At 47.5% G+C, this 24,492-nt stretch carries 17 protein-coding genes and 1 riboswitch; of the genes, 11 read left to right on the forward strand and 6 right to left on the reverse strand.

The window, feature by feature from the left end:
• Nucleotides 1-52: 52 nt before the first annotated feature.
• Nucleotides 53-922 (reverse strand): acyl-CoA thioesterase, encoded by an 870-nt coding sequence (locus IDZ20_RS10045; RefSeq protein WP_188151299.1) that lies wholly within the window; start codon nucleotides 920-922, stop codon nucleotides 53-55.
• A 143-nt stretch (nucleotides 923-1,065) separates the two neighbouring features.
• On the opposite strand from IDZ20_RS10045, the gene IDZ20_RS10050 reads away from it, so the two are divergent.
• The gene (locus IDZ20_RS10050) at nucleotides 1,066-1,821 is read left to right on the forward strand and encodes a DUF4823 domain-containing protein (protein ID WP_188151300.1); all 756 of its coding nucleotides are present in this window, start codon (nucleotides 1,066-1,068) and stop codon (nucleotides 1,819-1,821) included.
• Nucleotides 1,822-1,901: 80 nt separating this feature from the next.
• Here the strand turns inward: IDZ20_RS10050 and IDZ20_RS10055 are convergent, their stop codons facing one another.
• Nucleotides 1,902-3,560 (reverse strand): electron transfer flavoprotein-ubiquinone oxidoreductase, encoded by a 1,659-nt coding sequence (locus IDZ20_RS10055; RefSeq protein ID WP_188151355.1) that lies wholly within the window; start codon nucleotides 3,558-3,560, stop codon nucleotides 1,902-1,904.
• Nucleotides 3,561-3,784: 224 nt separating this feature from the next.
• On the opposite strand from IDZ20_RS10055, the gene IDZ20_RS10060 reads away from it, so the two are divergent.
• From IDZ20_RS10060 to IDZ20_RS10070, 3 genes are all read left to right on the forward strand, one after another.
• A complete protein-coding gene (locus IDZ20_RS10060) occupies nucleotides 3,785-4,537 on the forward strand; it encodes an electron transfer flavoprotein subunit beta/FixA family protein (RefSeq protein WP_188151301.1) in 753 nt (250 codons plus the stop codon).
• Entirely contained in the window at nucleotides 4,534-5,466 is a 933-nt protein-coding gene (locus IDZ20_RS10065; protein ID WP_188151302.1) for an electron transfer flavoprotein subunit alpha/FixB family protein, read from the forward strand. The genes IDZ20_RS10060 and IDZ20_RS10065 overlap by 4 nt, the downstream gene beginning before the upstream one ends.
• A gap of 378 nt (nucleotides 5,467-5,844) precedes the next feature.
• Nucleotides 5,845-8,049 carry a sensor histidine kinase gene (locus tag IDZ20_RS10070; protein WP_188151303.1) on the forward strand — a complete coding sequence of 735 codons (2,205 nt, stop codon included), beginning with the start codon at nucleotides 5,845-5,847 and terminating at the stop codon, nucleotides 8,047-8,049.
• A 71-nt stretch (nucleotides 8,050-8,120) separates the two neighbouring features.
• Here the strand turns inward: IDZ20_RS10070 and xthA are convergent, their stop codons facing one another.
• The 3 genes from xthA to menA form a co-directional block, all read right to left on the reverse strand.
• Complete coding sequence (xthA, locus tag IDZ20_RS10075) at nucleotides 8,121-8,936, reverse strand: exodeoxyribonuclease III (RefSeq protein ID WP_188151304.1); 816 nt, start codon at nucleotides 8,934-8,936, stop codon at nucleotides 8,121-8,123.
• 12 nt (nucleotides 8,937-8,948) lie between these two features.
• Nucleotides 8,949-11,075 carry a carboxy terminal-processing peptidase gene (locus IDZ20_RS10080; RefSeq protein ID WP_188151305.1) on the reverse strand — a complete coding sequence of 709 codons (2,127 nt, stop codon included), beginning with the start codon at nucleotides 11,073-11,075 and terminating at the stop codon, nucleotides 8,949-8,951.
• A 395-nt stretch (nucleotides 11,076-11,470) separates the two neighbouring features.
• The gene (menA, locus tag IDZ20_RS10085; RefSeq protein ID WP_188151306.1) at nucleotides 11,471-12,409 is read right to left on the reverse strand and encodes a 1,4-dihydroxy-2-naphthoate octaprenyltransferase; all 939 of its coding nucleotides are present in this window, start codon (nucleotides 12,407-12,409) and stop codon (nucleotides 11,471-11,473) included.
• Between the two features lie 267 nt (nucleotides 12,410-12,676).
• A riboswitch (cobalamin riboswitch) is annotated at nucleotides 12,677-12,861 on the forward strand.
• A gap of 101 nt (nucleotides 12,862-12,962) precedes the next feature.
• Here menA and IDZ20_RS10090 point away from each other — a divergent pair.
• From IDZ20_RS10090 to IDZ20_RS10120, 7 genes are all read left to right on the forward strand, one after another.
• Nucleotides 12,963-14,855 (forward strand): TonB-dependent receptor plug domain-containing protein, encoded by a 1,893-nt coding sequence (locus IDZ20_RS10090; RefSeq protein WP_188151307.1) that lies wholly within the window; start codon nucleotides 12,963-12,965, stop codon nucleotides 14,853-14,855.
• Nucleotides 14,856-14,949: 94 nt separating this feature from the next.
• Nucleotides 14,950-15,570: a cob(I)yrinic acid a,c-diamide adenosyltransferase gene (gene cobO, locus IDZ20_RS10095; RefSeq protein ID WP_281250564.1), complete on the forward strand. Its 621-nt coding sequence runs from the start codon at nucleotides 14,950-14,952 to the stop codon at nucleotides 15,568-15,570.
• 14 nt (nucleotides 15,571-15,584) lie between these two features.
• Nucleotides 15,585-17,252 carry a cobyric acid synthase gene (locus IDZ20_RS10100; protein ID WP_188151308.1) on the forward strand — a complete coding sequence of 556 codons (1,668 nt, stop codon included), beginning with the start codon at nucleotides 15,585-15,587 and terminating at the stop codon, nucleotides 17,250-17,252.
• On the forward strand, nucleotides 17,249-18,289 hold the full coding sequence (locus tag IDZ20_RS10105; protein ID WP_188151309.1) for a FecCD family ABC transporter permease: 1,041 nt from the start codon (nucleotides 17,249-17,251) through the stop codon (nucleotides 18,287-18,289). Before IDZ20_RS10100 ends, IDZ20_RS10105 begins: the two co-directional genes overlap by 4 nt.
• Before the next feature lie 4 nt (nucleotides 18,290-18,293).
• Nucleotides 18,294-19,103: a heme ABC transporter ATP-binding protein gene (locus IDZ20_RS10110; RefSeq protein WP_188151310.1), complete on the forward strand. Its 810-nt coding sequence runs from the start codon at nucleotides 18,294-18,296 to the stop codon at nucleotides 19,101-19,103.
• A 27-nt stretch (nucleotides 19,104-19,130) separates the two neighbouring features.
• Nucleotides 19,131-19,826 carry a histidine phosphatase family protein gene (locus tag IDZ20_RS10115; RefSeq protein ID WP_188151311.1) on the forward strand — a complete coding sequence of 232 codons (696 nt, stop codon included), beginning with the start codon at nucleotides 19,131-19,133 and terminating at the stop codon, nucleotides 19,824-19,826.
• A 98-nt stretch (nucleotides 19,827-19,924) separates the two neighbouring features.
• Complete coding sequence (locus IDZ20_RS10120; protein ID WP_245792246.1) at nucleotides 19,925-20,803, forward strand: cobalamin-binding protein; 879 nt, start codon at nucleotides 19,925-19,927, stop codon at nucleotides 20,801-20,803.
• Nucleotides 20,804-20,886: 83 nt separating this feature from the next.
• Here the strand turns inward: IDZ20_RS10120 and nifJ are convergent, their stop codons facing one another.
• Complete coding sequence (gene nifJ / locus IDZ20_RS10125) at nucleotides 20,887-24,486, reverse strand: pyruvate:ferredoxin (flavodoxin) oxidoreductase (RefSeq protein WP_188151313.1); 3,600 nt, start codon at nucleotides 24,484-24,486, stop codon at nucleotides 20,887-20,889.
• Between the last annotated feature and the right edge of the window lie 6 nt (nucleotides 24,487-24,492).

A 24,492-nucleotide genomic window follows, 5' to 3' on the forward strand; every position in this document is an offset into this window, starting at 1 on the left:
GGTGAATTTCTATAGTCTTTTCGATGCGTCAGCGGCTGTTGTTATCACCACGCTAGGGAGTTATAGGGCGAATCAATCCCTCTTGTGCGGTGGAGGCTATAAGCGTTCCCGCTTCGGTATAAATTGAACTGCGCGCAAATCCTCTTGCACCGCCGGCCCAAGGGCTATAGGCGTGAACTAATAACCATTCTTCTGTACTGAACTGATCGCTATGAAACCACATGGCGTGATCAATACTGGCTGCGAATATTTTTCCAGAAAATAATGAAATACCGTGGGGTAGTAGTGACGTTGCCAGTAACCCCATATCGGATGCGTAAGCGAGTGCGCAGTATTGAAGAATTTTATTTTTGGGTAGCGGTTCTACAGCACGAAACCAACAGAATGCCTCTGGCTCTCTAACTCGATTCGAAGTGAATAAATCGGCTTCTATTGGTAGCAGCTCAAAGGGCGAATGTTCAGTTAGGGGGAGTACGCGTCGCGGCTCTTTTGGTTTTTCACTGTTAGCTTCGCGGGCTCTCTTTAAAAGTGATTCTGGCGTGGGGATACCGGCAGGGAATGCACTTTGGTGATGGTATCCGTCTTCCAGTTTATGAAAGCTCGCCGACATATTAAAAATGGGGCGGCCATTCTGTCTTGCCACTGCGCGACGGCTGCTGATGCTTCTTCCGTCTCTTACCTTTTCAACGTCATAGATAACGGCGCTGTCGCTTTTTCCTGCGCGTAAAAAATAGGCGTGCAGGGAGTGGGGGAGGCACGCAGAATCCTGCGGGCCTTGGGTTAGGTAGCAGGCCATTAACGCTTGGCTTAACACTTGCCCGCCGAAGAGTGAGCCCAGAAAATTCTCGCGGTTGAACTGGCTGCGATATAAATTAGCGTCTAACTGTTCCAGCTCAAAAAGTTCGTACAGCGATGCTGTCATATGACCTGATTCCTAAATTAAGTTGGAGGCCGAGACTACAGATTCCCCCACAGTTGCCGACAAGTTAATAGTAGCAGTAACGCTTCTAAAGCGGGCGATCAACTGCGCTCAATCAGTTCTGCTAAATCAATGTGGCGATACGTATGTTTTTTCAAATTAAAAATATGGTTTCTGTAGTTGCTGTTGTGTTGTTACCGATTGGGCAGTTCTTATGTTGCTGTAAGCGGTTCGGTTCTACACGTTATGGTACGTCTTTGTGCGCGGATCATAGCGCTAAGATTCGCACCTTTACACTTGTGTTAGGCGTCGTCGTGCTACAAGGCTGCACTCCACAGTATGGGGCGTCAATTTGGCGACAAACCGGAGAGGCGCTTTCACTGAGTGACAGCCAGACCTTAAGTCGTCGGGTCGATTGGCGTCTTCACCCTGAAACCTCTGTGTATTTGGCTCGTCCCGAGTACCCATTAACGGCAATCTCCGGTAATAACACCTACCCACGTACCCGCTATGCATTGTTCCAATCTCTCGAGGGGGCATTCCGTGGCCATTTTCCAGCAACTCAAGTGGCACCAACAGATATGAGCCTGGCTGAGTCCCTAGTCGTGGCAGAGCGCGCTGGTGCGCGCATCCTTGCTTGGCCAAAGCTTATTGCCGTAGCGGGACCAGATCGTCAAGTTACTGTTCAAGGTGCCGGTGACCTAGCCGTGAGTAATGCCGATGCGAGTCATACGTACACGCTTGTGCAGATCGTTTTATTTGATGTGAGCGATGGCAAGCAGCTCGATATTGCCACCATAAAGGTCCAGGGCGGTGTGTTCGGGACGTCGAAGAAAAGTCCTGCTCAGGCATTTGATGCGGCGGCTTCGGTATATGTGAAAACACTCAGCGCGGTGCTGTAGTATTTCTGACGTATAAAACAAAGGGCGGAAAACTTCGCCCTTTGTTTTATTGTGTTGAGGCGACTTACTATTGGTACTGCTTACATATTGGGGTAGTTTGGGCCGCCGCCACCTTCCGGTGTAACCCAGGTAATGTTTTGCGCAGGGTCTTTAATATCGCAGGTTTTACAGTGCACACAGTTTTGCGCATTGATCTGAAATTCGCGTTCACCGCCACCTTTCTCTATCACCTCGTAAACCCCTGCAGGGCAATATCGCTGTGCGGGTTCTAGGTACTGCTGCCAGTTTGTCGTAAGCGGCGTTGCAGCATCCTTCAACTGCAGATGGCAGGGCTGGTCTTCTTCGTGATTGGTGTTGGATAGATAAACGGACGACAACTTATCAAAACTAATTACACCATCTGGCTTGGGGTATTGGGGAGCCTTACTCTCACTGGCGAGCTTCAAGGTCGCATGATCGGGAGTAGGGTCGCTCAAGGTCCAGGGTAGTGTGCCGCGAAAGATATTGAGATCTACAAAGCTATAGGCAGAGCCAAGTAAGTTCCCCCACTTATGTTGAGCTGGCCCAAAGTTACGTTGCTGATGCAGTTCACGATACGCCCAAGAATCTTTAAATGCCTGCTCTATCGCGTTACCAAGATCGAGCGGGACAGCGTTTGTATCGGCCCCTGAAGCGTCAGTTGGGCTAGCGCTAAGGGCGGCAGCGACGACCTCTGCGACAATCATGCCCGACTTCATGGCGGTGTGCGTGCCTTTAATTTTTGCAAAGTTCAGGGTGCCAGCGTTATCACCAATAAGTGCGCCGCCGGCAAAGCCCATGCGCGGCATAGATTGAACGCCACCTTTCACTAGCGCGCGGGCGCCATAGGCGAGGCGTTCGCCTCCTTGCAGACGCTCTTTAATCACGGGCAGATGCTTGTAGCGTTGAAACTCGTCGAAGGGGCTTAGGTGTGGGTTGCTGTAGGACAGGTCAGTAATCAGACCAACAGCGACCTGATTGTCCTCAAGGTGATACATAAAACCGCCGCCCGTACTGTCCGTTTCCGAGAGCGGCCAGCCTGCACTGTGCACCACTAAACCCGGCTGGTGCTGCTCATTTGGCACCTTCCAAAGCTCTTTGATGCCGATCCCGTAGTGTTGAGTATCTTTGCCCTCAGCAAGACCAAATTTAGCGATTAACTGTTTGCCGAGATGACCGCGGCAACCTTCCGCAAACAGGGTGAAACGGCCGTGAAGTTCCATGCCTTGGGTGTAGCTGTCTTTTTGTTCTCCGCTAGCATTTACGCCCATATCGCCGGTCGCAATGCCTTTAACTGCGTCGGAATCGTCAAAAAGCACTTCTGCGGCGGTGAAACCTGGGAAAATGTCGACGCCCAAGGCTTCGGCCTGCTCGCCTAGCCAGCGACAAAGATTGCCGAGGCTGACAATATAATTACCGCTATTTTTCATGGTAAAGGGCGCGAATAGGTGCGGGATCTCTGTGCTGCTAGTCTCGCTGTGACACAGCAGAATCTTATCTTCGCTGACGGCCGTGTGCAGTGGTGCGCCACGTTCCTGCCAGTCGGGGAACAGTTCATTTAGCGCGCGAGGTTCTAATATGGCGCCGGAAATAATATGCGCGCCAACTTCAGAGCCTTTTTCGACTACGCATACACTCAGTGAGTCGTTAAGCTGCTTCAGCTTGCAGGCAGCGGCTAGCCCAGACGGCCCTGCGCCGACTACCACAACGTCGTATTCCATTGATTCTCGTTCCACTCTCCGCCTCGTCAGTTTGAATTAGATTAATTTCGTCTACCCTAGCATATATTCTAGCTGTGGAATTCATTTTAGGGACAGAAAAGTGTGGCGTTCGACTGAACCAATTGGGCGCTAGAACGTCGATCATTATTCAAGATAAATGCCACGTATTGATATACACTTTACACACTGTGAACGGCTGGAATCAGCAAGGAGTTTGTTACTAAATGAAAATACTCGTGCCAATTAAACGCGTTGTGGATTACAACGTAAAAGTAAGAGCAAATGCCGACGGCAGCGACGTGGATTTAGCCAATGTCAAAATGTCGGTAAATCCTTTTTGTGAAATTGCTGTAGAAGAGGCGATTAGATTAAAAGAGGCCGGAACCGCCAGCGAAGTCGTTGTTGTTAGTATCGGCATCGCCAAGGCGCAAGAGCAGCTGAGAGCGGCGCTCGCATTAGGTGCAGATAGGGCCATTCTGATAACCACAGAGACTGAGCTCGAGCCTTTAGCCGTAGCTAAATGTTTGCAAGCTTTAGTCGAGAAAGAATCTCCAGAGTTGATTTTACTTGGCAAGCAATCGATCGATGGCGACAACAATCAAACTGGTCAAATGTTGGCCGCATTGTGTGGCATGCCGCAGGGCACGTTCGCATCAAAAGTTGAGGTGACTGACGGCTATGTTGCTGTTACGCGAGAAATTGACGGAGGCTCACAAACCCTAAAGCTAAAACTACCCGCAATTGTGACCACAGATTTACGCCTCAACGAGCCGCGCTACGCGTCTTTACCGAATATTATGAAAGCGAAGAAAAAGCCGCTGGAAACCCTAGCCGTTGAAGACTTGGGTGTAAACATAGCTGCGCGAACACAGTTGCTAAGTGTTGCCCCGCCGCCCGAACGAAAGGGCGGAATAAAAGTGGCGAACGTTGATGAGCTTTTAGATAAACTAAAGAATGAAGCGAAGGTGATAGCATGAGTGTACTTGTCATTGCTGAACATGATAACAGTAGTTTAAAGCCCGCTACCCTTAACTCTGTAGCCGCAGCTAGCGCGTTAAATACAGATATTCATATTCTTGTCGCGGGGCATAACTGTAGTGCCGTTGCCGAGGCGGCGTGTGCTGTTGCTGGTGTTGCCTCCGTATTGGTGGCAGACCAACCATGCTACGGGCATCAGTTAGCAGAAAATCTTGCTCCCTTAGTCGCAGAGCTTGCAGCAAATTATTCCCATGTTCTGGCGCCGTCAACAACCACGGGAAAGAATTTAATTCCGCGCGCGGCCGCTCTGGCAGATTCGCAACCTATCAGTGATATTTTAAGCGTTGTGGACGGCGATACATTTACTCGACCTATTTATGCTGGCAATGTAATTGCCACTGTAAAAAGTAACGATGCCATTAAGTTTTTAACTGTTCGTTCCACGGCGTTTGACGCGGTTGCATCTGTGGGTGGTAGCGCGGCGGTTGTCACGCTTAGTCAAGCTCACGACCTCGCTTTATCGAGCTTTGTCGGCGAGGAATTGGCTGAGTCTGATCGCCCCGAATTGACCGCTGCTAGCGTGGTCGTATCCGGTGGGCGCGGTATGCAAAATGGTGAAAACTTTGAGCTGCTTTATACCTTGGCTGATAAGTTGGGCGCCGCCGTCGGTGCTTCGCGCGCAGCTGTCGATGCAGGGTTTGTTGCAAACGATATGCAGGTTGGTCAAACCGGTAAAATCGTAGCACCAGATTTGTATATCGCCGTGGGTATTTCGGGTGCGATCCAGCACCTAGCCGGCATGAAGGGGTCAAAAGTGATTGTCGCTATTAACAAGGACGAAGATGCCCCTATTTTTCAAGTGGCCGATTATGGCCTGGTTGCAGATTTATTCGATGTGTTACCAGAGCTTAATGAGAAACTAGGTTAGGGAGTAACCTTGGCTGGTTATGGGGTTGTCAGTATATTCTCAGCGGGGCTCCCCGTTTGCTGATAACGACTTTGCCGGTGCTCAGTATTATCTGAGCCTAGATTTAGCTTGGTCGACGGCTAAACTCTCGGGCAGTTAAATCTCCGGCTAGTTTGTGACTTGCACAACCAGCCGGAGTACAATGGCGCCAAATCTGGGCGCAACTCTTCTCGCTCAAAAAGTGATCAGGTCGACGCCGCTCAGTTCGTCTAACATGCTTAGTGTGTGGCCAAAGTAGTGGATATTGGTCTCTTTATATCGAGTATTTAACTTCGAACACTTTAGTATCACGCATCTATTATCGGCTGCCGGATAACCGAACCACAGGACCACGCCAGTATGTTCAGTTTTTTTATCCCCACCAGTAAAGTTCAAAAAGACCGACGCATCATGCGCGAAACGGATGCACGCATGGCGAAGTACAGCCGGCGTGGCTTATTCTTCAATTTTATTGCCTACCTTATTTGTTTGATCGGTGGTCGATTTATCGATGAAAATCGCGACCTCACTATTGTGCTAACAATTGGCTTACTGCTGATTACCTTCCTTCGTGGATTTTTCCTGTTTCGCTTTGACCAGCTTTATCCTCGTGCGCCACAGCGCTGGCGCAATGGCTATTTCGTTGCCACGCTATTGGGTTCTATTTGGTGGGCGGTAATTTTAGTCAGCGTTACCTTAAAACTCGAGATGCAGGATGAAGCGCCACTGCTGTGGTTGTATACCGTGGTGTTCTTTTCAACTACGGCGCACGCATTTGCGCCTTATCAGCGCTTCCTCTCGTATTATCAGTTCTTCGGTCTCATTCCCGCGGCCGGTGCCGCGTTTGCCCTAGGCGACGTTACCGTATCGTTATATGGGCTGCTGACACTGGTGTTCTATTTGGTGTTAAGTCACCAGTGCCGTTTGATTTCGGAAAATTACTGGGAACGGCTTGAAGCAATCTACGCGCTTGCTCGAAAGGCGCAGTCGATTGAAGAAGAAAAGCGTGATACCCGTGCAAGCGCACAGTTAAACCAGGAGTTTCTCGGTTGTTTACGGAATGACTTGGAGAATATTTCTAATATTTCAAAAACCGCCTTTGCCGATTTAAGTGATGGCAAGGTGGATGTTCGTTCGGTGAGAGCCTGTGAACGTTCGTTCAACAAGGTTTATTCCAATGTCTCGGACTTCAATAGCATCCTAGGTAAAGAGTTGGTGTTAGAAAACCGGATCTTTAATATCCGTCACGAGTTACAGCAAATAGTTGCTGAGTATACCGATGAGTCTGAAAGTCAGGGCGTGGTTATCGAAACATCTCTGTCGCCGACTTTACCCATGCGCCTTAAGGGTGACGCGGCTCGGTTTGCGAAAATTATACGCACATTACTAGGGCAGGGCTTGCGTAATATCGACACCGGTTTGTTGTTGCTTGACGTCGAATTTTTGCGAGAGTTTGAAACATCTGGTGAACTTTATATTAATGTGTCTTCGCACAGTAACGTAAAGGCTAAAGGTTTTTTTGGCAGCACTAAAAATCCAATAGCGAATATTAACCTTTCATTTTCAGTTGCCAAGGGTCTGGCTGAATTTATGGGTGGTGGTATTGAAATTCAGGCAGTTCCCAACGAGGGCCCGCAATACCGTTTTAATGCTAAATTTGAAATTGCAGAGCATGCCGGCCATTTAGATTTTCATCAAAATTCGTTTGCTGGCCATCAAATTATGATGGTGCACAGTAATACTCGGCTTACGGATGCGAAGCAGCGTGAGTTAGAAGCCTTGGGCCTAGAGGTGCATGTTGAGCATCAGTTTAAGCGTGCACAACAACAACTGATTAATAGCTATAAAGATGGCCGGCCCATAAAAATGGTTTTTTATTACCTCGAAAACGATAACCAAGAGTTGGTCGAATTTAACAACTTTTTATGTGAGCACCCAGAGCTTCGTTACACGCATCAGTTGGTCGCGAGCAGTAATCGTCAGCAGCGTTTATTCGAACGTGTTGGCTTTATGGATAATGATACAATTCATTTTGTACACAAACCGGCTGGGCTGTTTGAGCTTGAAGCCGCTTGTAATGAAGTGTTTAGGTCGGCTGATATTGTTGACGAAGGTTTAATTGAAAGCGCTCTGGTTGATGGGGAGTTACCCGAGAGTGAATCGATCAACGCCGAACATTCAATTCTAATCGTTGTCCGCGATACGCAAGCCGAGGCGGAGTATCGCAAGCAGTTAGAGTCACCGCGCTGGCAAGTCGTTGCTGAATCAGATCTGAAAAAGGTGAAGTCACTTTTAGCGAAAGAAATGCCGAGCTTGGTGCTGATCGATACGGACGATGAAATCGATGTGCTAAGCCACGTAAATTGTGTGCGTGAAGCCGAAGACCAGCTAGAAAAAGATTTTTACCTTCCAATCCTCGGTGTTAGCTTAGAATTACTGCAGGTCGATTCTTCGGTATATGAGTTAGGCGTAGACGACTATATTGATTTAAGTGCGCCTAAGGTGAAACTTAAGGGTATCGTCGAATGCTGGATTAATTTAATGTCTGACGACAGCAACAATTAAGGGTTAGTTGTTACTGTCGTTTTACGTTATATGGGGAATTTCAAGCTAGGTTAAGCGTAAATTTGTAATGCCTAAATGCTGAATTCAGAATAGATAGGGCAGTGGTCGGAGGGTTTTTCCATGCCACGAATATCTAGATCAATGCCAGCGGCAAGGCACTTTTCTGCGAGCGCTGGGGTTGCAAGAATTACATCAATCCGAAGGCCGCGTCGCGGCTCTGCTTCAAAACCACGGCTGCGATAATCAAACCAGCTGTAGTGATCAGTTGCCTCAGGGTATAGCTTTCGAAAGGTATCTACTAGGCCCCAATTGAGCAGTCGTGCTAGCCATTCGCGCTCTTCAGGCAAAAAACTACACTTTCCTGTTTTTAGCCAGCGTTTCCGGTTAGCCTCGCCAATGCCAATATCGATATCCTCGGGTGAAATGTTGATGTCGCCCATGACAATAAGATTGTCAGCTGGCGTAAAGCTAGTTTCTAAGTGACTTTGTAAGTCGTTATAGAATTTACGTTTGTTTGGGAATTTGGTTGGGTGTTGGTCGCTTTCTCCTTGCGGGAAATAACCGTTCATAACCGTTACTAAGCCAAGGCCGGGGACATCGAACTGGCCTTGTATAAAGCGCTTTTGCGTTTCTTCATCGTCGTCTTTAAAACCCTTTTGTACATTGATAAACGGGTGCTTAGACATTAAGGCAACGCCGTAGTGGGTTTTCTGGCCGAAGAATTCCACGTGGTAGCCGAGGGCTTGAATCGCTTCGAGCGGGAAGTCTACGTCGGTAACTTTTGTTTCTTGTAAGCCAATAAAGTCTGGCTGGTAGCTTTCAATTAGTGCGCTAATTTGGTGTAGGCGCATGCGTAAGCTGTTCACATTAAAAGAGATACACTTCATCGATCTTTCCAATTAAAAATTTGCGGCGTGATGTTGTTTTTTCTCGGACATACGAATGAGGTCGACGAGAATGTTGCCGGTTTCTAGTAGAAGCGTATCGCCGTCTACATCTATTTTCGTGCTGTTGTCTGTAGCCGCAGCTTCTTCGTCTTCGTCTTTTGGCTCTTCTGACGCACGAAATTCCGCTAAGGTTTTATAAGGTTCTAGGCCTTTCGCGCTGCGACGCTTATTGTCGATAGCCATAGCGCGAAGTTCCAGAGTTTCTTTTTTCGCGATGCGTTCTTTCTCGTTGAGAGAGACTTCTTTTTGACCGCGATTTTCTTCCATAATAGCGATTTGATCGAGAATGAAATTGTAGTCTGGGTCCGTCTTAACACGTTCTTGGTGACTTTTAACAAGGCCTGGTAGCAACTGCTTAAAGTCGAAGTAGCTCGCATGAGGTACGGCGTGTATTTGATCCCAGGGAAGCGGGTTGTCGTAAGTGGATTCTCCAACTTCTTCTGTGTCGATCATTACCGGTAAATCAATATCAGGAAGTACGCCGCGGTGTTGTGTACTGTCACCGGATACCCGATAAAACTTAGATTCCGTTATTTTTAGTTTACCTTCGAGCAATGGTGTAACGGATTGGACTGTACCTTTGCCAAAAGACTGCGAGCCAACGATTAGGCCGCGGTTGTAGTCCTGAATAGCGCCGGCGAAAATTTCAGATGCAGATGCACTTAAGCGGTTAACCATAACAACTAGGGGGCCACGATAACTGGCTTTGGATACTGAACGGTTATGGCGATTTATACGGCCATCAGTGGAGCGAATTTGCACAACTGGGCCTTGATCAATAAACAGATCCGTTAACATGGTTGCTTCTTGCAAAGAACCGCCGCCGTTGTTGCGGAGGTCTATGATTACGCCGTCGACATTTTCGAGACGAAGCTCTTCCAATAATCGAGCAACGTCGCGCGTACTACTTTTAAAGTTTGGGTCGCGGTTGTTGTAGGCTTCGAAGTCAATATAGAAAGCGGGAAGATTTATAACGCCGAGTTTGTAAACGGTATCGCCATTTTTCAATTCGAGTACGGCTTTTTGCGCTGCCTGATCTTCCAGCAATACTTTGCCGCGATTAATGCGAATAACTTTGCTTTTTTCTTCGCCAGATTTACCCGACGCCAATACCTCAAGTCGTACTACCGTGTTTTTAGGGCCACGGATAAGGTTCACAACTTCTTCTAAACGCCAGCCGATCACATCGACTAATTCGCCTTCATCGCCTTGTCCAACCGAAACAATTTTGTCGGCTGCCTTCAGCTGGCCTTGCTTGGAAGCCGGGCCACCGGGAACTAAGCGAACAACTTTGGTAAATTCGTCTTCACTTTGTAGTACCGCGCCGATACCTTCAAGCGATAGGCGCATATTGATATCAAAGTTTTCTGAAGTGCGCTCGTTCCAGTAGTTTGTGTGCGGGTCATAAAGTACCGCCAGCGCATTTACCATGGTTTCAAATACATCGGTACTGTCTTGCTGCTGGATACGATTAAGTTGGTTTTTGTAACGTCGCGCTAATGTTTTACGCGCTTCTTCAACGGTTTTGTCAGCAAGCTTTAAATTTAAAATACTGAGCTTCAAACGCTTAAACCAAATATCGTCGGCGTCGGCACGAGTCGTTGGCCAAGGCATTTCTTTACGATCCAGGACAAAGCTATCTTGGGTTTCAAATGTAAATTTAACACTGCTGTCGTTTAGGATTTCGACTACGGTTTCAAGGCGAGATACCACGCGTTGGCGGTAGGTGTGGTAGATATCAAAGCCAGCGTCTAGGCTGCCTTTTTTAAAATAGTCGTCGAACTTGGTTTCGTTGCGTTGGAAGGCGTCGATATCTTTTTGATAAAAGAACATGCGGCCGGGGTCGAGAGTTTGTAAATATTTATTTAGAAACTGGCGCGATAGGTTGTCATCGACTTCTTGATCGCGGTAGTGGCGCGATCGCAGTTTGTTCAACACTTCCTTGGCGGTCTCGGCTTGCTGGGGCGTGTAGCTGAGAGGCGCAACGATACTGGCGAGAGCTGTACTCGAAGTAAATGCTGCGACGCTGAGGGTACAAAACAGAAAAGTGGCAAGACGAAATTTAGAGATCCGATTCATTAATAGCTGAAACCTGATAATTAATACTGGAGATAACCCGTTAAGGCTATGATTTATAAGCAAAACGTTGGACAAACTATAGCATAGTTGGTTTCTTTCGAAGCGTGCCATGCCTCAAATTAAGTGGCGGTATGGCTGTTTTGAGGTTGTTTTGTGCGCGCGAATATCTAAACAAGCCATTTTGGCACCCTTATCTATGATGAATCTATCACTGCAATTCAACCTGTTTACCGTCTTAACGGAGTGAGGGCCGCTATCCCTAGCGACAGGCTAGATTAGCAATACCGGCTTGGGTTTGAGTGTGAACTTCGTCGTTTGTTCAGTTTTCCACTGCAAGTGCAATGTTGCAGGTACTACAAGATGACTCCCGACAGGTTCTATAAAGTTACAAAAGCTTAGGTAAAGTAAAGTGTTAGCGCGTTAGTAACCGAGTATAGCAGGCCCAGTTGGGCGGTTTGCGCGAGTAGCGGGTTAAGCTCACCAGCCTTTAAGGCAAGGATGCGGCGGCAAGCTAAGCCTGCTGATGGGGTAACAAGCGCCAAGGGCAGCAAGCTTAACAGCCAAAAAGAGGGCGTTGGGTGAGATCCGAGAGTTGCAGTGGTTAGTAGGTAGCTTCCTGCTATATGGCACAAGGCCGCCGCAAGTAAAATAAGGATATACAGGTAGCGACTGCGGCTGTCACCAAGACGCACTGCAATGGTGCGTTTTCCAGCTGGGCGGTCGGTTTCTATATCACGGATGTTATTCACCAGCATGATATTGGCCAAAATCAAACCCAGTGCATTTGCATAGGCAAACACCGTCCACGTTAGCTGGAGTGTTTGCACGTAATAACTTCCCATGACGGCCACCCAGCCAAAAAAAACCAATACCGCTATTTCACCCAAACCATGGGAGGCCAGCGGGAATGGCCCGCCGCTATAGGCCAATGTAGCGATCACACACGCCAACCCAGCCCACAGTAGGTAGTGATGGGTGATAGCGACGAGAATTAAGCCACACGCCATCCCCAAGCCAATAAACAAGGCAATCCCAGCGCGCATCATGCCAATCGAGACGAGCCCAGACTGAGTAACACGTTTGGGGCCTAGGCGCTTATCACTATCAATTCCAGCTTTTGCGTCGAAGTAGTCGTTTGCCAGGTTAACCGCGATCTGCAAAAACAGCGAGCAGCCTGCCGCGAGTAGAAAATTCCAAAGCGAGAAAATGGAGGAGGGCGCTAAACTCGACCCAAGTATTACTGGGCTTAACGACGCAGGAAGCGTTTTGGGGCGAATGGCCAATAAAAAAACCGAGAGTTTGGTCGTTGAGTCGTTGGCTGTAGTGTCGTTCATAGGATATTGGCTAGATTAACCTTGGTTGTTAATTGATCACTGTGGTGAGCGTGGCTTTTATCGATAGTTGCTTTTATCGATTAGTGCTTTCTATAGATAGTTGATTTGCATCGAAATTCGCTGAACAAACCCAGCAAGTCAATTTATAACGGTCAATTATCCCTGTAATAGCACGGTTCTGTAACCCCTCGCCGTTTAAGATTACGACGGTTTGCTTTTGTAGATGAACGGTTGTGCAATTCTTGACATTCAATCGCCTGCCGCCTAAAGTCGCGCCACGTTTCTGGTGCCGAGTTTTTAAGCCTTTAAGAAGAGCGCATAACACTCGGTTAAATGGGAAGTTTGGTGGAATACCAACGCTGCCCCCGCAACGGTAAGCAACGATATAGAGCCTTGAAGCTAAAGCTGTATAGTCCTGCGAGCCCGATACCAGCCCGAAACAGTTCGTTGATGGAGCGGAGGGCTACCATTCCGGAATGATGTTTATTAATCCTGCAATCAATATCATCCCCGCGATGCCTCCCTCATTTGCACACCGCTAATGAGGATTATTATGTACTACAAACTTATCTCCCCTTGGGTTGCCGTCTCTGCGGTAAGCCTGTTTATGTCCACTTGTGTAAACGCTGCCTCTGACGAATCAGCGGAAATTGCAGCAGACCCAACTCAAACCAGCCCCTTAGAAGAAATTATTGTTACAGCGTCTCGCGTTGCTACACCGATAAGGCAGGTCGGTACTGCCGTGACTATCGTTAATGACACGGAAATAGAATTGCGTGGTTACAACTCGCTTGCCGATGTTCTGCGAACCGAGGTTGGCGTTGGTGTTTCTAATAACGGCGGCGCAGGTAAGGTTACAACCTTGCGGATACGCGGCGAAGAAGGTTATCGCACGCTAGTGATAATTGATGGCATGGAGGTTTCTGACGCGTCGGGTACTCAGGTTGGACCGCATATGGGCTATGCTAGCTCGACGGCAGACATTGAGCGTGTCGAAATATTACATGGTCCTCAGGGCTTTGCTTACGGCGCCGATGCCGGTGGCGTGGTGAATATTTTTACCCGCAAGCCGGCGCAGGGTGTGGCCGCAGAAGTAGGCTTGGAAGGTGGTCAATTTAATACGCTGAATACTCATGGTTTTATTGCCGCCGCAAATTCTACGGTGGATGGCTTTTTATCCCTATCAAATCAACGTACATCTGGCTTTAATGCGGCGAAAAGCGATCCTAATGAAGATGATGATGGTAACCGCAATACCACTGTACATGCTCGCGCGGGCTTTAATGTGAATGACCGGTTGCGTTTGGAGCAGGTTGTCCGCAGTGTTGACGCTGATACAGAGTACGATAATTGTTTCAATATTGACCACGACTGCGCTACCGAATTTTCTCAAGTCTCAGGCCGCTTCAGCGTCAAATATGATGGTGATCGGCTAGATCATAGTGCAGGGTTTTCATTAACCGAGGTGGAGCGAGAATATTATAGCTCAGGGGAGTCCACCTACGAGGTTGAGGGTAGTATTGAAAAATTTGACTATGTTGGGAGTGCCATGCTGAACGACCAAATACAGCTGGTAGTTGGCAGTGACTATAAAATTGAAAGTACTGTTAGCAATAATGAAGAAACGGAACGATCACAGTTGGGTATTTTTTCTGAGCTTCAGGCTAACTGGAACGATAACGTTTATTTAGCTGCAGGTACTCGCTTTGATGACAATGAGGATTTCGGTCAGCACACGAGCATAAGGATTTCTGGTGCGATCGTGCAGGAATTCGATACTAGTAGCCTTAAGTACCGGAGCAGTGCAGGTACTGGTTTTCGTGCGCCGAGTATAGGTGAGGTTGGCCTCAATCGTTCACGTGATGAGAGGATTGGTGTCCAGTCAACGGCACTGCATGAAGAGCGCAGTGAGGGGTGGGATTTTGGTGTTGACCTTTATACTGATGGTGGCAACGGTATTCAGGCAACGCTGTTCTATCAAGTTGTTAGCGACCAGCTTTATTTTTATTATGACCCCGATACTGGTGGCCACTACCGACAAGACAGTGGTGATAGTAAGTCCAAGGGGCTAGAACTTACTGGTGATTATCATATTTACCCGTGGCTGAACCTCCGCTCTAACTATACTTACAACATTGCTCGTGACACCGATGATAAGCCGCGTCTGCGACGCCCCAAGCATATGGCAAATATGGGCTTAGAATTTAGCCTTCTTGACTCAAAACTTACCCTGTTAAGCAATCTGCGTTTGGTACAGAGCACTAAAGATGTCGGCGATGTTGATCTCGATAACTATGGTGTTGTTGACTTGAGTGGTACCTATAAAACTGAGCGACTTACTTATTTCGCACGTATCGAAAATGTTTTAGATCGTGATTATGTCGAGGTGAGCGACTATAACGTTTCGGGTCGTGCAGCTTATGCCGGCGTTAAGTATCGGTTCTAAGTCGTTAAGTTACGGTTAGGTGGTTCTAGGTTAGTTAACCTGTGTTTGCATGTTAACTAACCTTTCAGAATGAAAATTAAAAATAGGAGTTTCCGTGTCCACAGATGCAAATGATACCCGTAAAGACGGCAAACATAAGCGGGCGATGGAAAAGCAAAAAACCAAAGTCGATGCGAATATCGAAGCCGCTAATATCGAACGCGGTGTTTCCGTTTTGTTGACCGGTAATGGTAAAGGAAAGTCCAGCTCTGCATTTGGCATGGTGATGCGTGCCTTGGGATACGGTCAGCGCGTGGGTGTTGTGCAATTTATTAAAGGTGTACAGCTTTCGGGCGAGGAAATTTATTTGCGCGACCGCTGTCCCGACGTGTATTTCTATCAGATGGGTACAGGCTTTACCTGGAACACCCAAGATCGCAGCGGCGATATTGCTGCTGCCAAGACGACTTGGCAACATGCATTAACCTTGCTGTCTGATCCAAGCTACGACCTTGTGGTTCTCGATGAACTCACCTACATGTTAGCGTATGACTACCTCGACAAAGAGGCGGTAATTGAGGCCATTAATAATCGTCCGGTTGAGCAGAGTTTAGTGGTAACAGGCCGAGGTGGTGGCAGCGAGCTGCGCGATGCGGTCGATACCGTTTCGGAAGTGAAAGATATTAAACACGGCTTTACCGCGGGTTTAAAAGCGCGCAAAGGCGTCGATTTTTAACGGATACGATTTTTATGCAGCCTTTTTCGCTAATGGTACAGGGCACTACATCCGACGCGGGTAAAAGCACCTTAGTCGCAGCGTTGTGCCGGCTGCTGGCGAGGAGGCAGGTAAAAGTCGCGCCCTTTAAGCCGCAAAATATGGCACTAAACAGTGCCGTTACCGAAGCCGGTGGAGAAATAGGCCGAGCCCAAGCCGTTCAGGCGCAAGCGGCAGGCGTAGTCCCGCACACCGATATGAACCCTGTATTAATTAAACCCAGTAGCGATACCGGTGCACAAATTATTATTCAGGGGAAAGCAAAACTGAATATGAGCGCGGCGGATTTTCACCAGTTTAAGCCGCAAGCCATGCAAGCGGTAAAAGAATCTTTTAGCCGATTAACCAATGGTTATACCGCCGTCATTATTGAGGGGGCCGGTAGCCCTGCCGAAATCAATTTACGTGAGGGTGATATCGCCAATATGGGCTTTGCCGAAGCGGTCGATTGCCCGGTAATTTTAATTGCTGATATTGATAAGGGAGGCGTATTTGCGCATATTATCGGTACTCTCGAACTGCTGTCCGCATCTGAACAGAACCGTATTATTGGTTTTGTCATAAATCGCTTTCGCGGTGATATTCGCTTGCTGCAGTCGGGGCTCGATTGGCTCGAAGCGCGTACTGGCAAACCGGTACTCGCGGTTGTTCCATACCTGCATAATTTTTATTTAGAAGCGGAAGATGCTATCGATGCGCGTCAACCCGATAAAGCTTCGAGCAAACTTAATATTCTCGTGCCGGTATTGCCACACACCTCGAATCACACCGATTTCGACGCGCTGCGTTTTCATCCATCGGTAAACCTGCAGTTTATTCCTGCGGATCAAACGCCACCGGCTTGCGACTGTATTATTCTGCCGGGCAGCAAAAGTGTTGTCAGCGACCTCAATTATTTAAAGCAGCATGGCTGGCAGCATCACCTAAACAAACATTTGCGCTACGGCGGTAAGGTAATGGGGGTTTGCGGCGGCTATCAAATGCTGGGGGAATCGATTTCTGATCCGTTGAATATCGAAAGCGAATCTTTTTCCGGTCAAGACAATACCGAGCTTACCTACGGCTTTAAATTACTGCCAGTACACACACAGTTCTATGCGGAAAAATCCCTACGGCGCGTTACGGGCATATTGCGATTACCGGTCCCGCCGCTATCTTTGAATACAGAATTAAGAGAAGGCTTCAACCTTAAGCCAGCAATAGAGCAAAGCCTCAGTGTTGCAGTCGAAAAAACAGCCGAAATTGGCGGTTATGAAATTCACAACGGTATTACCCAGCCTATAAATTCTACAAATCCAGCTTTACCGTCAGAGGTTAATGTCAGTCGTTCGCCAATTGAATTACATGGCCCGCTACCAAGTTCGACCAGCTCCCAAGACGGTTACCTCAATAGCGATAACAATGTGTTGGGCACCTATCTACACGGTTGCTTCGATTCCCCTGAGGCTTTGAATTTATTGCTCGCTTGGATGGGGTTAGACAATATCGATATTCCACTGCTGGATATTACCGCGCTTCGCGAACAAGAAATCGATCGCTTAGCGGATACGCTGGAAGGTGATTCCGGTTTTAAAGTAGATGAGCTTGTCGAAAGTTGTATTGCCTTTTATCAATCTCGTTCATCGATGGTAGAAGTGCAATGATGGTTTCGGCAGAATCTCTACCACGCCTTTGGCCGTTGATTTTTTTGGGTAGTATTGTGCTGCTGATGATATCGATCGTTACAGGCCTGATGTTTGGTGCAGTGCCGATATCTCTCGAGCAGATTGTTAGCTGGTTAACTTTTACAGATGTCGATAACGGTGATTTCAGTCATGTAATTCTCGAACAACTACGCTTGCCGCGTACTTTGTTGGCAGTCGTTGTAGGTGCCGTTCTCGCCAGCAGCGGCGCGGTCACACAAGGTTTGTTTCGCAACCCCTTGGCCGACCCGTCACTTATTGGTGTTAGTGCTGGCGCGTCTGCTGGTGCAAGTATTGCCATTGTACTCTTGCAGCCCAGTGGTGCTTCTTTAATGGGGTTATCAATTGTGTCGGTGGCAGCCTTTGCCGGTAGTTGTATTGTGGTGGTATTGGTTTATCGGTTGGCAACAAATACTCAGGGCACGAGTGTGGCAACCATGTTGCTCGCTGGTATTGCTTTAACTTTTTTGGCGGGAAGCTTAACTAGCCTATTGGAGTTTTTGGCGGACAACACTATGTTGCGCCGAATAAGTCTTTGGCGAATGGGCGGGTTAGATGCCGCTAATGGTTCGCGATTATTGCTGGTGACGGTTATTGGTTTCATTTCTATCGCTGTGTTCTATCGCTATCGCTACGCGCTTAACGCTTTACTATTGGGCGAGTCCGAGGCGCGACATCTAGGGATTAATGTTGATCGCGTTAAATTCCATATTATTTTATGTGTCGCTGCCGCGGTGGGCGTTTCCGTTGCTGTGGCGGGCACCATTGCCTTTATTGGTTTGGTGGTGCCGCATGTTATTCGTATTATTGTAGGCCCAAACCACCGTTACTTAATTCCGCTTAGTGCAACCTTGGGCGCGGCACTCCTAGTTAATGCGGATACCTTATCTCGCTTGGTCTTGGCGCCAACCGAACTGCCAGTGGGGTTGGTAACGGCGGCCATTGGAGCGCCGATGTTTATTTCGCTATTGCGTAGGCGTTCGGCATATGGAAGCTAGCGCTATGACGAATACTATTTTAGACGTGCGGGAACTTAGTGTAAGCATCGATCAGCGGCAATTGCTTATTGACGTAAGTTTTAGCCTAAAGGCCGGCGAAGTTACGGCGATTGTCGGTACTAACGGCGCGGGAAAATCGACTTTGTTAAGAGCTATTGCTGGCGATAAGCCATTCACACCTACTAAAATTGTTGACGAAAAATGTTTAAGCGGAATTTACTTTTGCGAAAAATCGATCAGCCGTTGGTCGCAGCAGGAACTAGCGAAACATATTGCCGTATTACCCCAAATCAGCCAGTTAAATTTCCCTTTTACCTTGGCGGATGTCGTCGGCTTAGGGCGAATTCCACATAGCACTGGCGCTCAACTCGATGGTGAGATTGTTGAAGCAGCCATGCAGGCCACCGATGTTGTGCATCTTAAAGATAGATTCTATACACAAGTTTCTGGTGGTGAACAGCAACGCTGTCAACTCGCTCGGGTTATGGCGCAAATATGGCGAAGTGAAGATGCTACCCCCAGATTATTACTGTTAGATGAGCCAACAGCCGCTTTAGATTTGTCTCATCAACAACAATTAATGTGCGCCGTTCAAAATTTTTCGAAACAGGGCGTTGCCGTGTTAATGGTTGTTCACGATATTAATTTGGCATCTACCTATGCGGACAATATTATTGCCTTACAGCAGGGCCGGATATTGTGTAATGGGCCGGTTGCAGAAGTGTTAAACCAGCCGTTACTTGATAATTTATTTGGCGGTGACGTCCATTTGTTTTTTCACCCGAAAACGGGTAAGCCTTTGGTTTTATCGTAAATTACTGGAGGTCAGTAAGAGATTATTATGCACGACAAATATAATGAAATTACCCATTTGCACCTTTTGCGTCATGGTGAATGTCAGGGTGGTGCAATTTTTCGCGGTAGCAGTAATGTGGAACTTTCCGCAAAAGGCTTCGCCCAAATGCAAGCATCCTGTGACTACGCAGCGCAAACGCTCAATCATCATTGGGATGTAATTATTAGTTCTCCATTAGCTCGCTGCCGATACTTTGCTGAACATTTTTCCAAGAACAATAATATTGAACTGGATATAGACGAGCGCATTCGGGAAATGTCGTTTGGCGATTGGGATGGAAAATTAGTCGAAACAGTTTGGCGGGATTACGAAGCCGTAATGACCCGATGGTCTGCCGACCCCGCCAGTATAACGCCACCTAATGGTGAGCCCATGAGCGATGTTGCACGTCGTTTGCTTGAGGCCTACCGCGATATAACCCAGCGTTATCGCGGTAAAAAAATATTATTGATTATGCATGGCGGTGTAATCCGAGTGTTGCTAACACAGCTGCTCAATATGCCATTAACGTTTGCCAATAGATTTGAAGTTCCCTACGCAAACTTAACCGCGTTAAATCTTTATCATGGGCACGCCGTTACAGAGCTAACACCTGACAGCGCGCGGTCAGAGGCAACAAATTCTATCAGCCCATCTATCGATAAATTAAAACTCGTTAGTCACAATATGGTGCCGCTATGATTCAATCAGAGCGTTTTTATTCTGCCATAAAATTTACGTGTGTGTTGCTATGTGTGGTTTTTACCATGCATGTACAAGCAAGCGGGATAGTGACGAAAGTGGGCAGAGTAAAAGTAGAAGGTAATACTGCCGCGATTAAGTCTGAAACTAGGGCAATAGAAGTTACTGACTATCTTGGTCGTAGCTTAAGTTTTAGTAAACCGATAGAGCGCGTTATTGCCTTGGCACCACATATTGTCGAAAACGTTTATTCCGCCGGAGCTGGCGAGACTTTAGTTGGTGCTGTCGATTACAGTGATTACCCTGCGAGTGCAAAAGATCTTGTCCGTGTTGGTGCGATTAGCAGCTTTAGTCTGGAAGCCATCGTTAGCTTGAAGCCCGATCTGGTTATTGTTTGGCATTCTGGGCGTGGTGCGAATGTTTTAGAGAAGCTCGAAAAAATTGGCATTCCCACCTATGCGAGCGATCCCCATTCATTGCTGGATGTGGCGCGTTCTATACGCGATTACGGAGCCTTAACGGGGAATGCTGATATTGCAGAGGCCTCGGCGAAAACCTTCGAGCTAAAATATCGCAGTCTCGCGGCGCTACATCAAGAGTCTGAAGCCGTGAGTGTGCTGTACGAGGTTTGGAATCAACCGCTGCAAACATTGAATAACAAGCATATTATTAGCGATGTCATTCGGCTTTGCGGAGGTGTGAATTTATTTGGTGATGAGCCCAGTTTAGCGCCGGTAATTAGTGTGGAAAGCGTTCTGCAACGTAATCCCGATGTTATTATCGCTAGTGGTATGGGTGAAGAACAGCCTGAATGGTTAAACGATTGGTACACATGGCCGCAACTAAAAGCGGTTAAAAATAAAAATTTGTATTTTATTTCGCCGGACTTATTACAACGGCATACCGCCCGTATTTTGGATGGCGCAGAGATAATGTGTTCGCAGCTTGATGCGGCACGGTTAAAGCTAGGCTTATAGTTCATGCCTCGGTACTTCGATCGTCTACCATCGCTAAGGTTTAGGGGCTTTTAAACGTTAGCGATGGTATAAGCTTCTCGCGACTAGTCCAGACGCGTATCGGGAATAAATTCGTGCACATCCCGAGTCGCCATCTCTTCATATACCGACCATTTTTGATTCACAACTTTCTGAGCCATCGCCATAAGTCGGTCTGCTTCGCTCGGATTTTTTACCCGCAGTACCTTGTAGCGATTTTCTCGGTCGGTGTAGTCAGTAAGCGGCCGGTCTGGTCGTAGCGAATCGAGAATAAAGGGATTACTACCGGCGCTGTGTAAGTCTGGGTTGTAGCGATAGAGCGGCCAGTAACCACATTTCACCGCAAGCTTTTGCTGCTGCATTCCCTCACTCATACTGATGCCGTGCTCAATACAATGGCTGTAGGCGATTATAAGAGAAGGGCCATCATAGGCTTCAGCTTCGCGCAGGGCTTGCAAGGTTTGCTGTGGGTTCGCTCCCAGCGCTATTCGTGCGACGTAAACATTGCCGTAGGCGATGGCTTGCAAACTTAAATCTTTTTGGGGAACAACTTTTCCTCCTGCGGCAAATTTTGCAACGGCGCCTATTGGGGTGGCCTTCGAAGCTTGTCCGCCGGTGTTGGAATAAACCTCCGTATCCATAACTAAAATATTAACGTTTCGGCCACTGGCCAGTACATGGTCAACACCGCCATAGCCAATGTCGTAGGCCCAGCCATCGCCACCAACAATCCACACACTGCGTCGAACCAAGTGGTCGATTACCGATAATAAATCCTCGGCGAGCGGGTCGTTCAGTTGTCGTAGAATCTTTGCAATTTCTACTACGCGATCACGTTGTTTACGAATATCACTTTCATGAATTTGTTGGGAGTTTAGGGTCTCATCTATCAGCTTTTCGTCGAGCATTGCAGACAACGGTTCGCGTAACTCTCTCAAACGCTGTTCGGCAAGCGCTAAATGCTGATCTGAGGTTAAGCGAAAGCCGAGGCCAAATTCAGCGTTATCTTCAAATAGAGAATTACACCAAGCAGGGCCTTTACCGTCCGCGTTTTTACTCCAAGGTGTCGTGGGTAAGTTTCCGCCGTAGATAGAAGAGCAACCAGTCGCGTTAGCGATAAGTGCGCGGTCACCGAATAGCTGACTAACTAATTTTAAGTAGGGTGTTTCGCCGCAGCCTGCGCAGGCGCCACTAAATTCAAATAATGGCTGTAAATACTGCACGCCGCGAATATTAGAAAAATCTACCGCCGATCTGTCGTTATAGGGCAAGCTTTCAAAAAATGTAAGGTTACGTTTCTCTTCGCTTAAGTGCGGCAGCTTTTCTTGCATATTTATCGCTTTGATATCGGCGGATTGCTCTGAACTTACTGGGCAGGCTTCAACGCAAAGTTTACACCCGGTGCAATCCTCTGGATAAATTTGTAGGGTATAACGCAATTCAGGAAAGCCGCGGGCACTAATATTTGCAGATTTAAAACCTTCAGGGGCGTCTTTAAGGAGTGAATCGCCATAGAACTTTGCTCTTATTGCAGCGTGCGGACACACCGCCGAACAGTTACCGCATTGTATGCAAAGATCAGATTCCCATATCGGAATATCGACGGCGATGTTGCGTTTCTCCCATTGAGTGGTTCCTGTAGGGTAGGTGCCATCGTCGGGCAATAGTGTAACGGGGATTAGGTCACCGTTACCTAAGATGAGTTCACTTGTAACGGATTTAACAAAGGCAGGCGCGTTTACAAATTTTTGCTTAGGATCGGGATCGTAAATACTTGTTACTTGTGCCGGGTAGCTCACTTGTTCTAAGTGTGCGAGTGCTTGATCAATTGCTGCAAAGTTTCTTTGCACAATTTCCATACCTTTGCGAGCGTAGGATTTTTCTGCAGCGGCTTTAATTTTTTTTATAGCCAATTCTTTTGGCATAACACCGCTTAACGCGAAGAAGCAGGTTTGCATCACCGTATTAATACGGCTCCCCATTCCGACAGAGCGGGCTACTTTAGCGCCGTCTATAACATAAAAATTAATGTTTTTATCAATGATTTGCTGCTGTACACGTTGCGGTAGTTTTGCCCAAATAACATCTTTGTTATGGGGGCTGTTTAATAGAAAGGTTGCGCCGTAACCGGCACGCGACAACATGTCAACCTGCTCGATAAAGGCATATTGATGGCACGCTACGAAGGAGGCCGAACTAATAAGGTAGGGGGCTTCGATATGGGTTGGGCCAAATCTAAGGTGAGAAACGGTAATACTCCCAGCCTTTTTAGAATCGTAAACAAAATAGCCCTGGGCATAAAATTGTGGTTCGGCCCCAATAATTTTAATACTGTTTTTATTTGCACCTACGGTTCCATCAGACCCTAAGCCAAAAAAAACCGCACGAACGGTTTCGTTGGGTTCTATATCTAAAGGAGGTATATTGTCTAGGCTGGTGAAGGTACGGTCATCACGAATGCCTATTGTAAAGCCATTTTTCGGTTTAACCGCGCGAAGTTCGCTATAGATTCTAGCTACCATTGCAGGCGTAAATTCTTTACTCGACAGTCCATAACGACCACCTATGATTCGAGGTAGGGCGGCCATTTCACCGCGAATAACGGTTTGTGCAAGTTCTGTAATAATATCTTTATAAAGTGGTTCGCCATCAGCGCCTGGTTCTTTTGTTCTATCGAGAACGGCGATACTGACAACCGTTTTCGGAAGTGCCCTCATAAGATGCAAGGCACTAAAAGGGCGGAAAACGCGTACTTTGAGTACACCAACCTTTTCGCCGCTGACGCGAAGATGGTCTACGGTTTGGCTCACTGTTTCAGCGCCTGAGCCCATGATTATAATGACTCTTTCCGCTTCCGGGTCACCATGATATTCAAATAATTGGTAGTGGCGGCCGGTTAGTTCAGCAAACTTTTTAAATTTATCTTCAAATATTTTTACTGCGTTTGTGTAGTAGGCATTTACGGATTCACGACCCTGGAAATAGGTGTCGGGATTTTGCGCCGTTCCACGCATAACCGGTGCATCTGGATTTAGCGCGCGTTGCCGATGGGCTTGTACGAGCTTATCGTCAATCATTGCGCGAATATGTGTGTCGCTGATTAAACTGATTTTGTTTATTTCATGGGAGGTTCTAAAGCCATCGAAGAAATGTAAAACAGGTACACGGCTTTCAAGGGTTACCGCCTGTGCGATTAAGGCCATGTCGTGGCATTCTTGCACGCTCGAAGAGGCGAGTTGTGCAAATCCGGTTTGACGCACAGCCATTACATCTTGATGGTCGCCAAATATAGACAAACCCTGTGCAGCAAGCGAGCGCGCCGCGACATGGAAAACCGTAGGGGTAAGTTCGCCAGCAATTTTGTACATATTTGGAATCATTAACATTAACCCTTGTGATGCGGTAAAGGTTGTTGTTAAAGCTCCGGTTTGTAACGCGCCATGTAATGCGCCTGCGGCACCACCTTCACTTTGCATTTCGATAACTAAAGGTGTTTGTCCCCAAATATTATTTATACCGGAACTGGACCACTGATCGGATAGTTCTGCCATTGGCGTAGAGGGAGTAATGGGGTAGATAGCGCAGACTTCGTTAGTACGGTAGGCAATATAGGCTGTCGCTTCTCCACCATCAAAGGTTACAAAGGTTTCATTTTGAGTTTGCATAGCGGC

It is taken from the genome of Teredinibacter waterburyi (genome assembly GCF_001922985.1).
Classification (GTDB): Bacteria; Pseudomonadota; Gammaproteobacteria; order Pseudomonadales; family Cellvibrionaceae; genus Teredinibacter; species Teredinibacter waterburyi.

What these genes read in the sequence shown, in the direction of transcription:
- IDZ20_RS10045 (WP_188151299.1), bottom strand. Translation starts at nt 922, where the DNA reads ATGACAGCATCGCTGTACGAACTTTTTGAGCTGGAACAGTTAGACGCT.
- IDZ20_RS10050 (WP_188151300.1), top strand. Translation starts at nt 1,066, where the DNA reads ATGTTTTTTCAAATTAAAAATATGGTTTCTGTAGTTGCTGTTGTGTTG.
- IDZ20_RS10055 (WP_188151355.1), bottom strand. Translation starts at nt 3,560, where the DNA reads ATGGAATACGACGTTGTGGTAGTCGGCGCAGGGCCGTCTGGGCTAGCC.
- IDZ20_RS10060 (WP_188151301.1), top strand. Translation starts at nt 3,785, where the DNA reads ATGAAAATACTCGTGCCAATTAAACGCGTTGTGGATTACAACGTAAAA.
- IDZ20_RS10065 (WP_188151302.1), top strand. Translation starts at nt 4,534, where the DNA reads ATGAGTGTACTTGTCATTGCTGAACATGATAACAGTAGTTTAAAGCCC.
- IDZ20_RS10070 (WP_188151303.1), top strand. Translation starts at nt 5,845, where the DNA reads ATGTTCAGTTTTTTTATCCCCACCAGTAAAGTTCAAAAAGACCGACGC.
- xthA (WP_188151304.1), bottom strand. Translation starts at nt 8,936, where the DNA reads ATGAAGTGTATCTCTTTTAATGTGAACAGCTTACGCATGCGCCTACAC.
- IDZ20_RS10080 (WP_188151305.1), bottom strand. Translation starts at nt 11,075, where the DNA reads ATGAATCGGATCTCTAAATTTCGTCTTGCCACTTTTCTGTTTTGTACC.
- menA (WP_188151306.1), bottom strand. Translation starts at nt 12,409, where the DNA reads ATGAACGACACTACAGCCAACGACTCAACGACCAAACTCTCGGTTTTT.
- IDZ20_RS10090 (WP_188151307.1), top strand. Translation starts at nt 12,963, where the DNA reads ATGTACTACAAACTTATCTCCCCTTGGGTTGCCGTCTCTGCGGTAAGC.
- IDZ20_RS10100 (WP_188151308.1), top strand. Translation starts at nt 15,585, where the DNA reads ATGCAGCCTTTTTCGCTAATGGTACAGGGCACTACATCCGACGCGGGT.
- IDZ20_RS10105 (WP_188151309.1), top strand. Translation starts at nt 17,249, where the DNA reads ATGATGGTTTCGGCAGAATCTCTACCACGCCTTTGGCCGTTGATTTTT.
- IDZ20_RS10110 (WP_188151310.1), top strand. Translation starts at nt 18,294, where the DNA reads ATGACGAATACTATTTTAGACGTGCGGGAACTTAGTGTAAGCATCGAT.
- IDZ20_RS10115 (WP_188151311.1), top strand. Translation starts at nt 19,131, where the DNA reads ATGCACGACAAATATAATGAAATTACCCATTTGCACCTTTTGCGTCAT.
- nifJ (WP_188151313.1), bottom strand. Translation starts at nt 24,486, where the DNA reads ATGCAAACTCAAAATGAAACCTTTGTAACCTTTGATGGTGGAGAAGCG.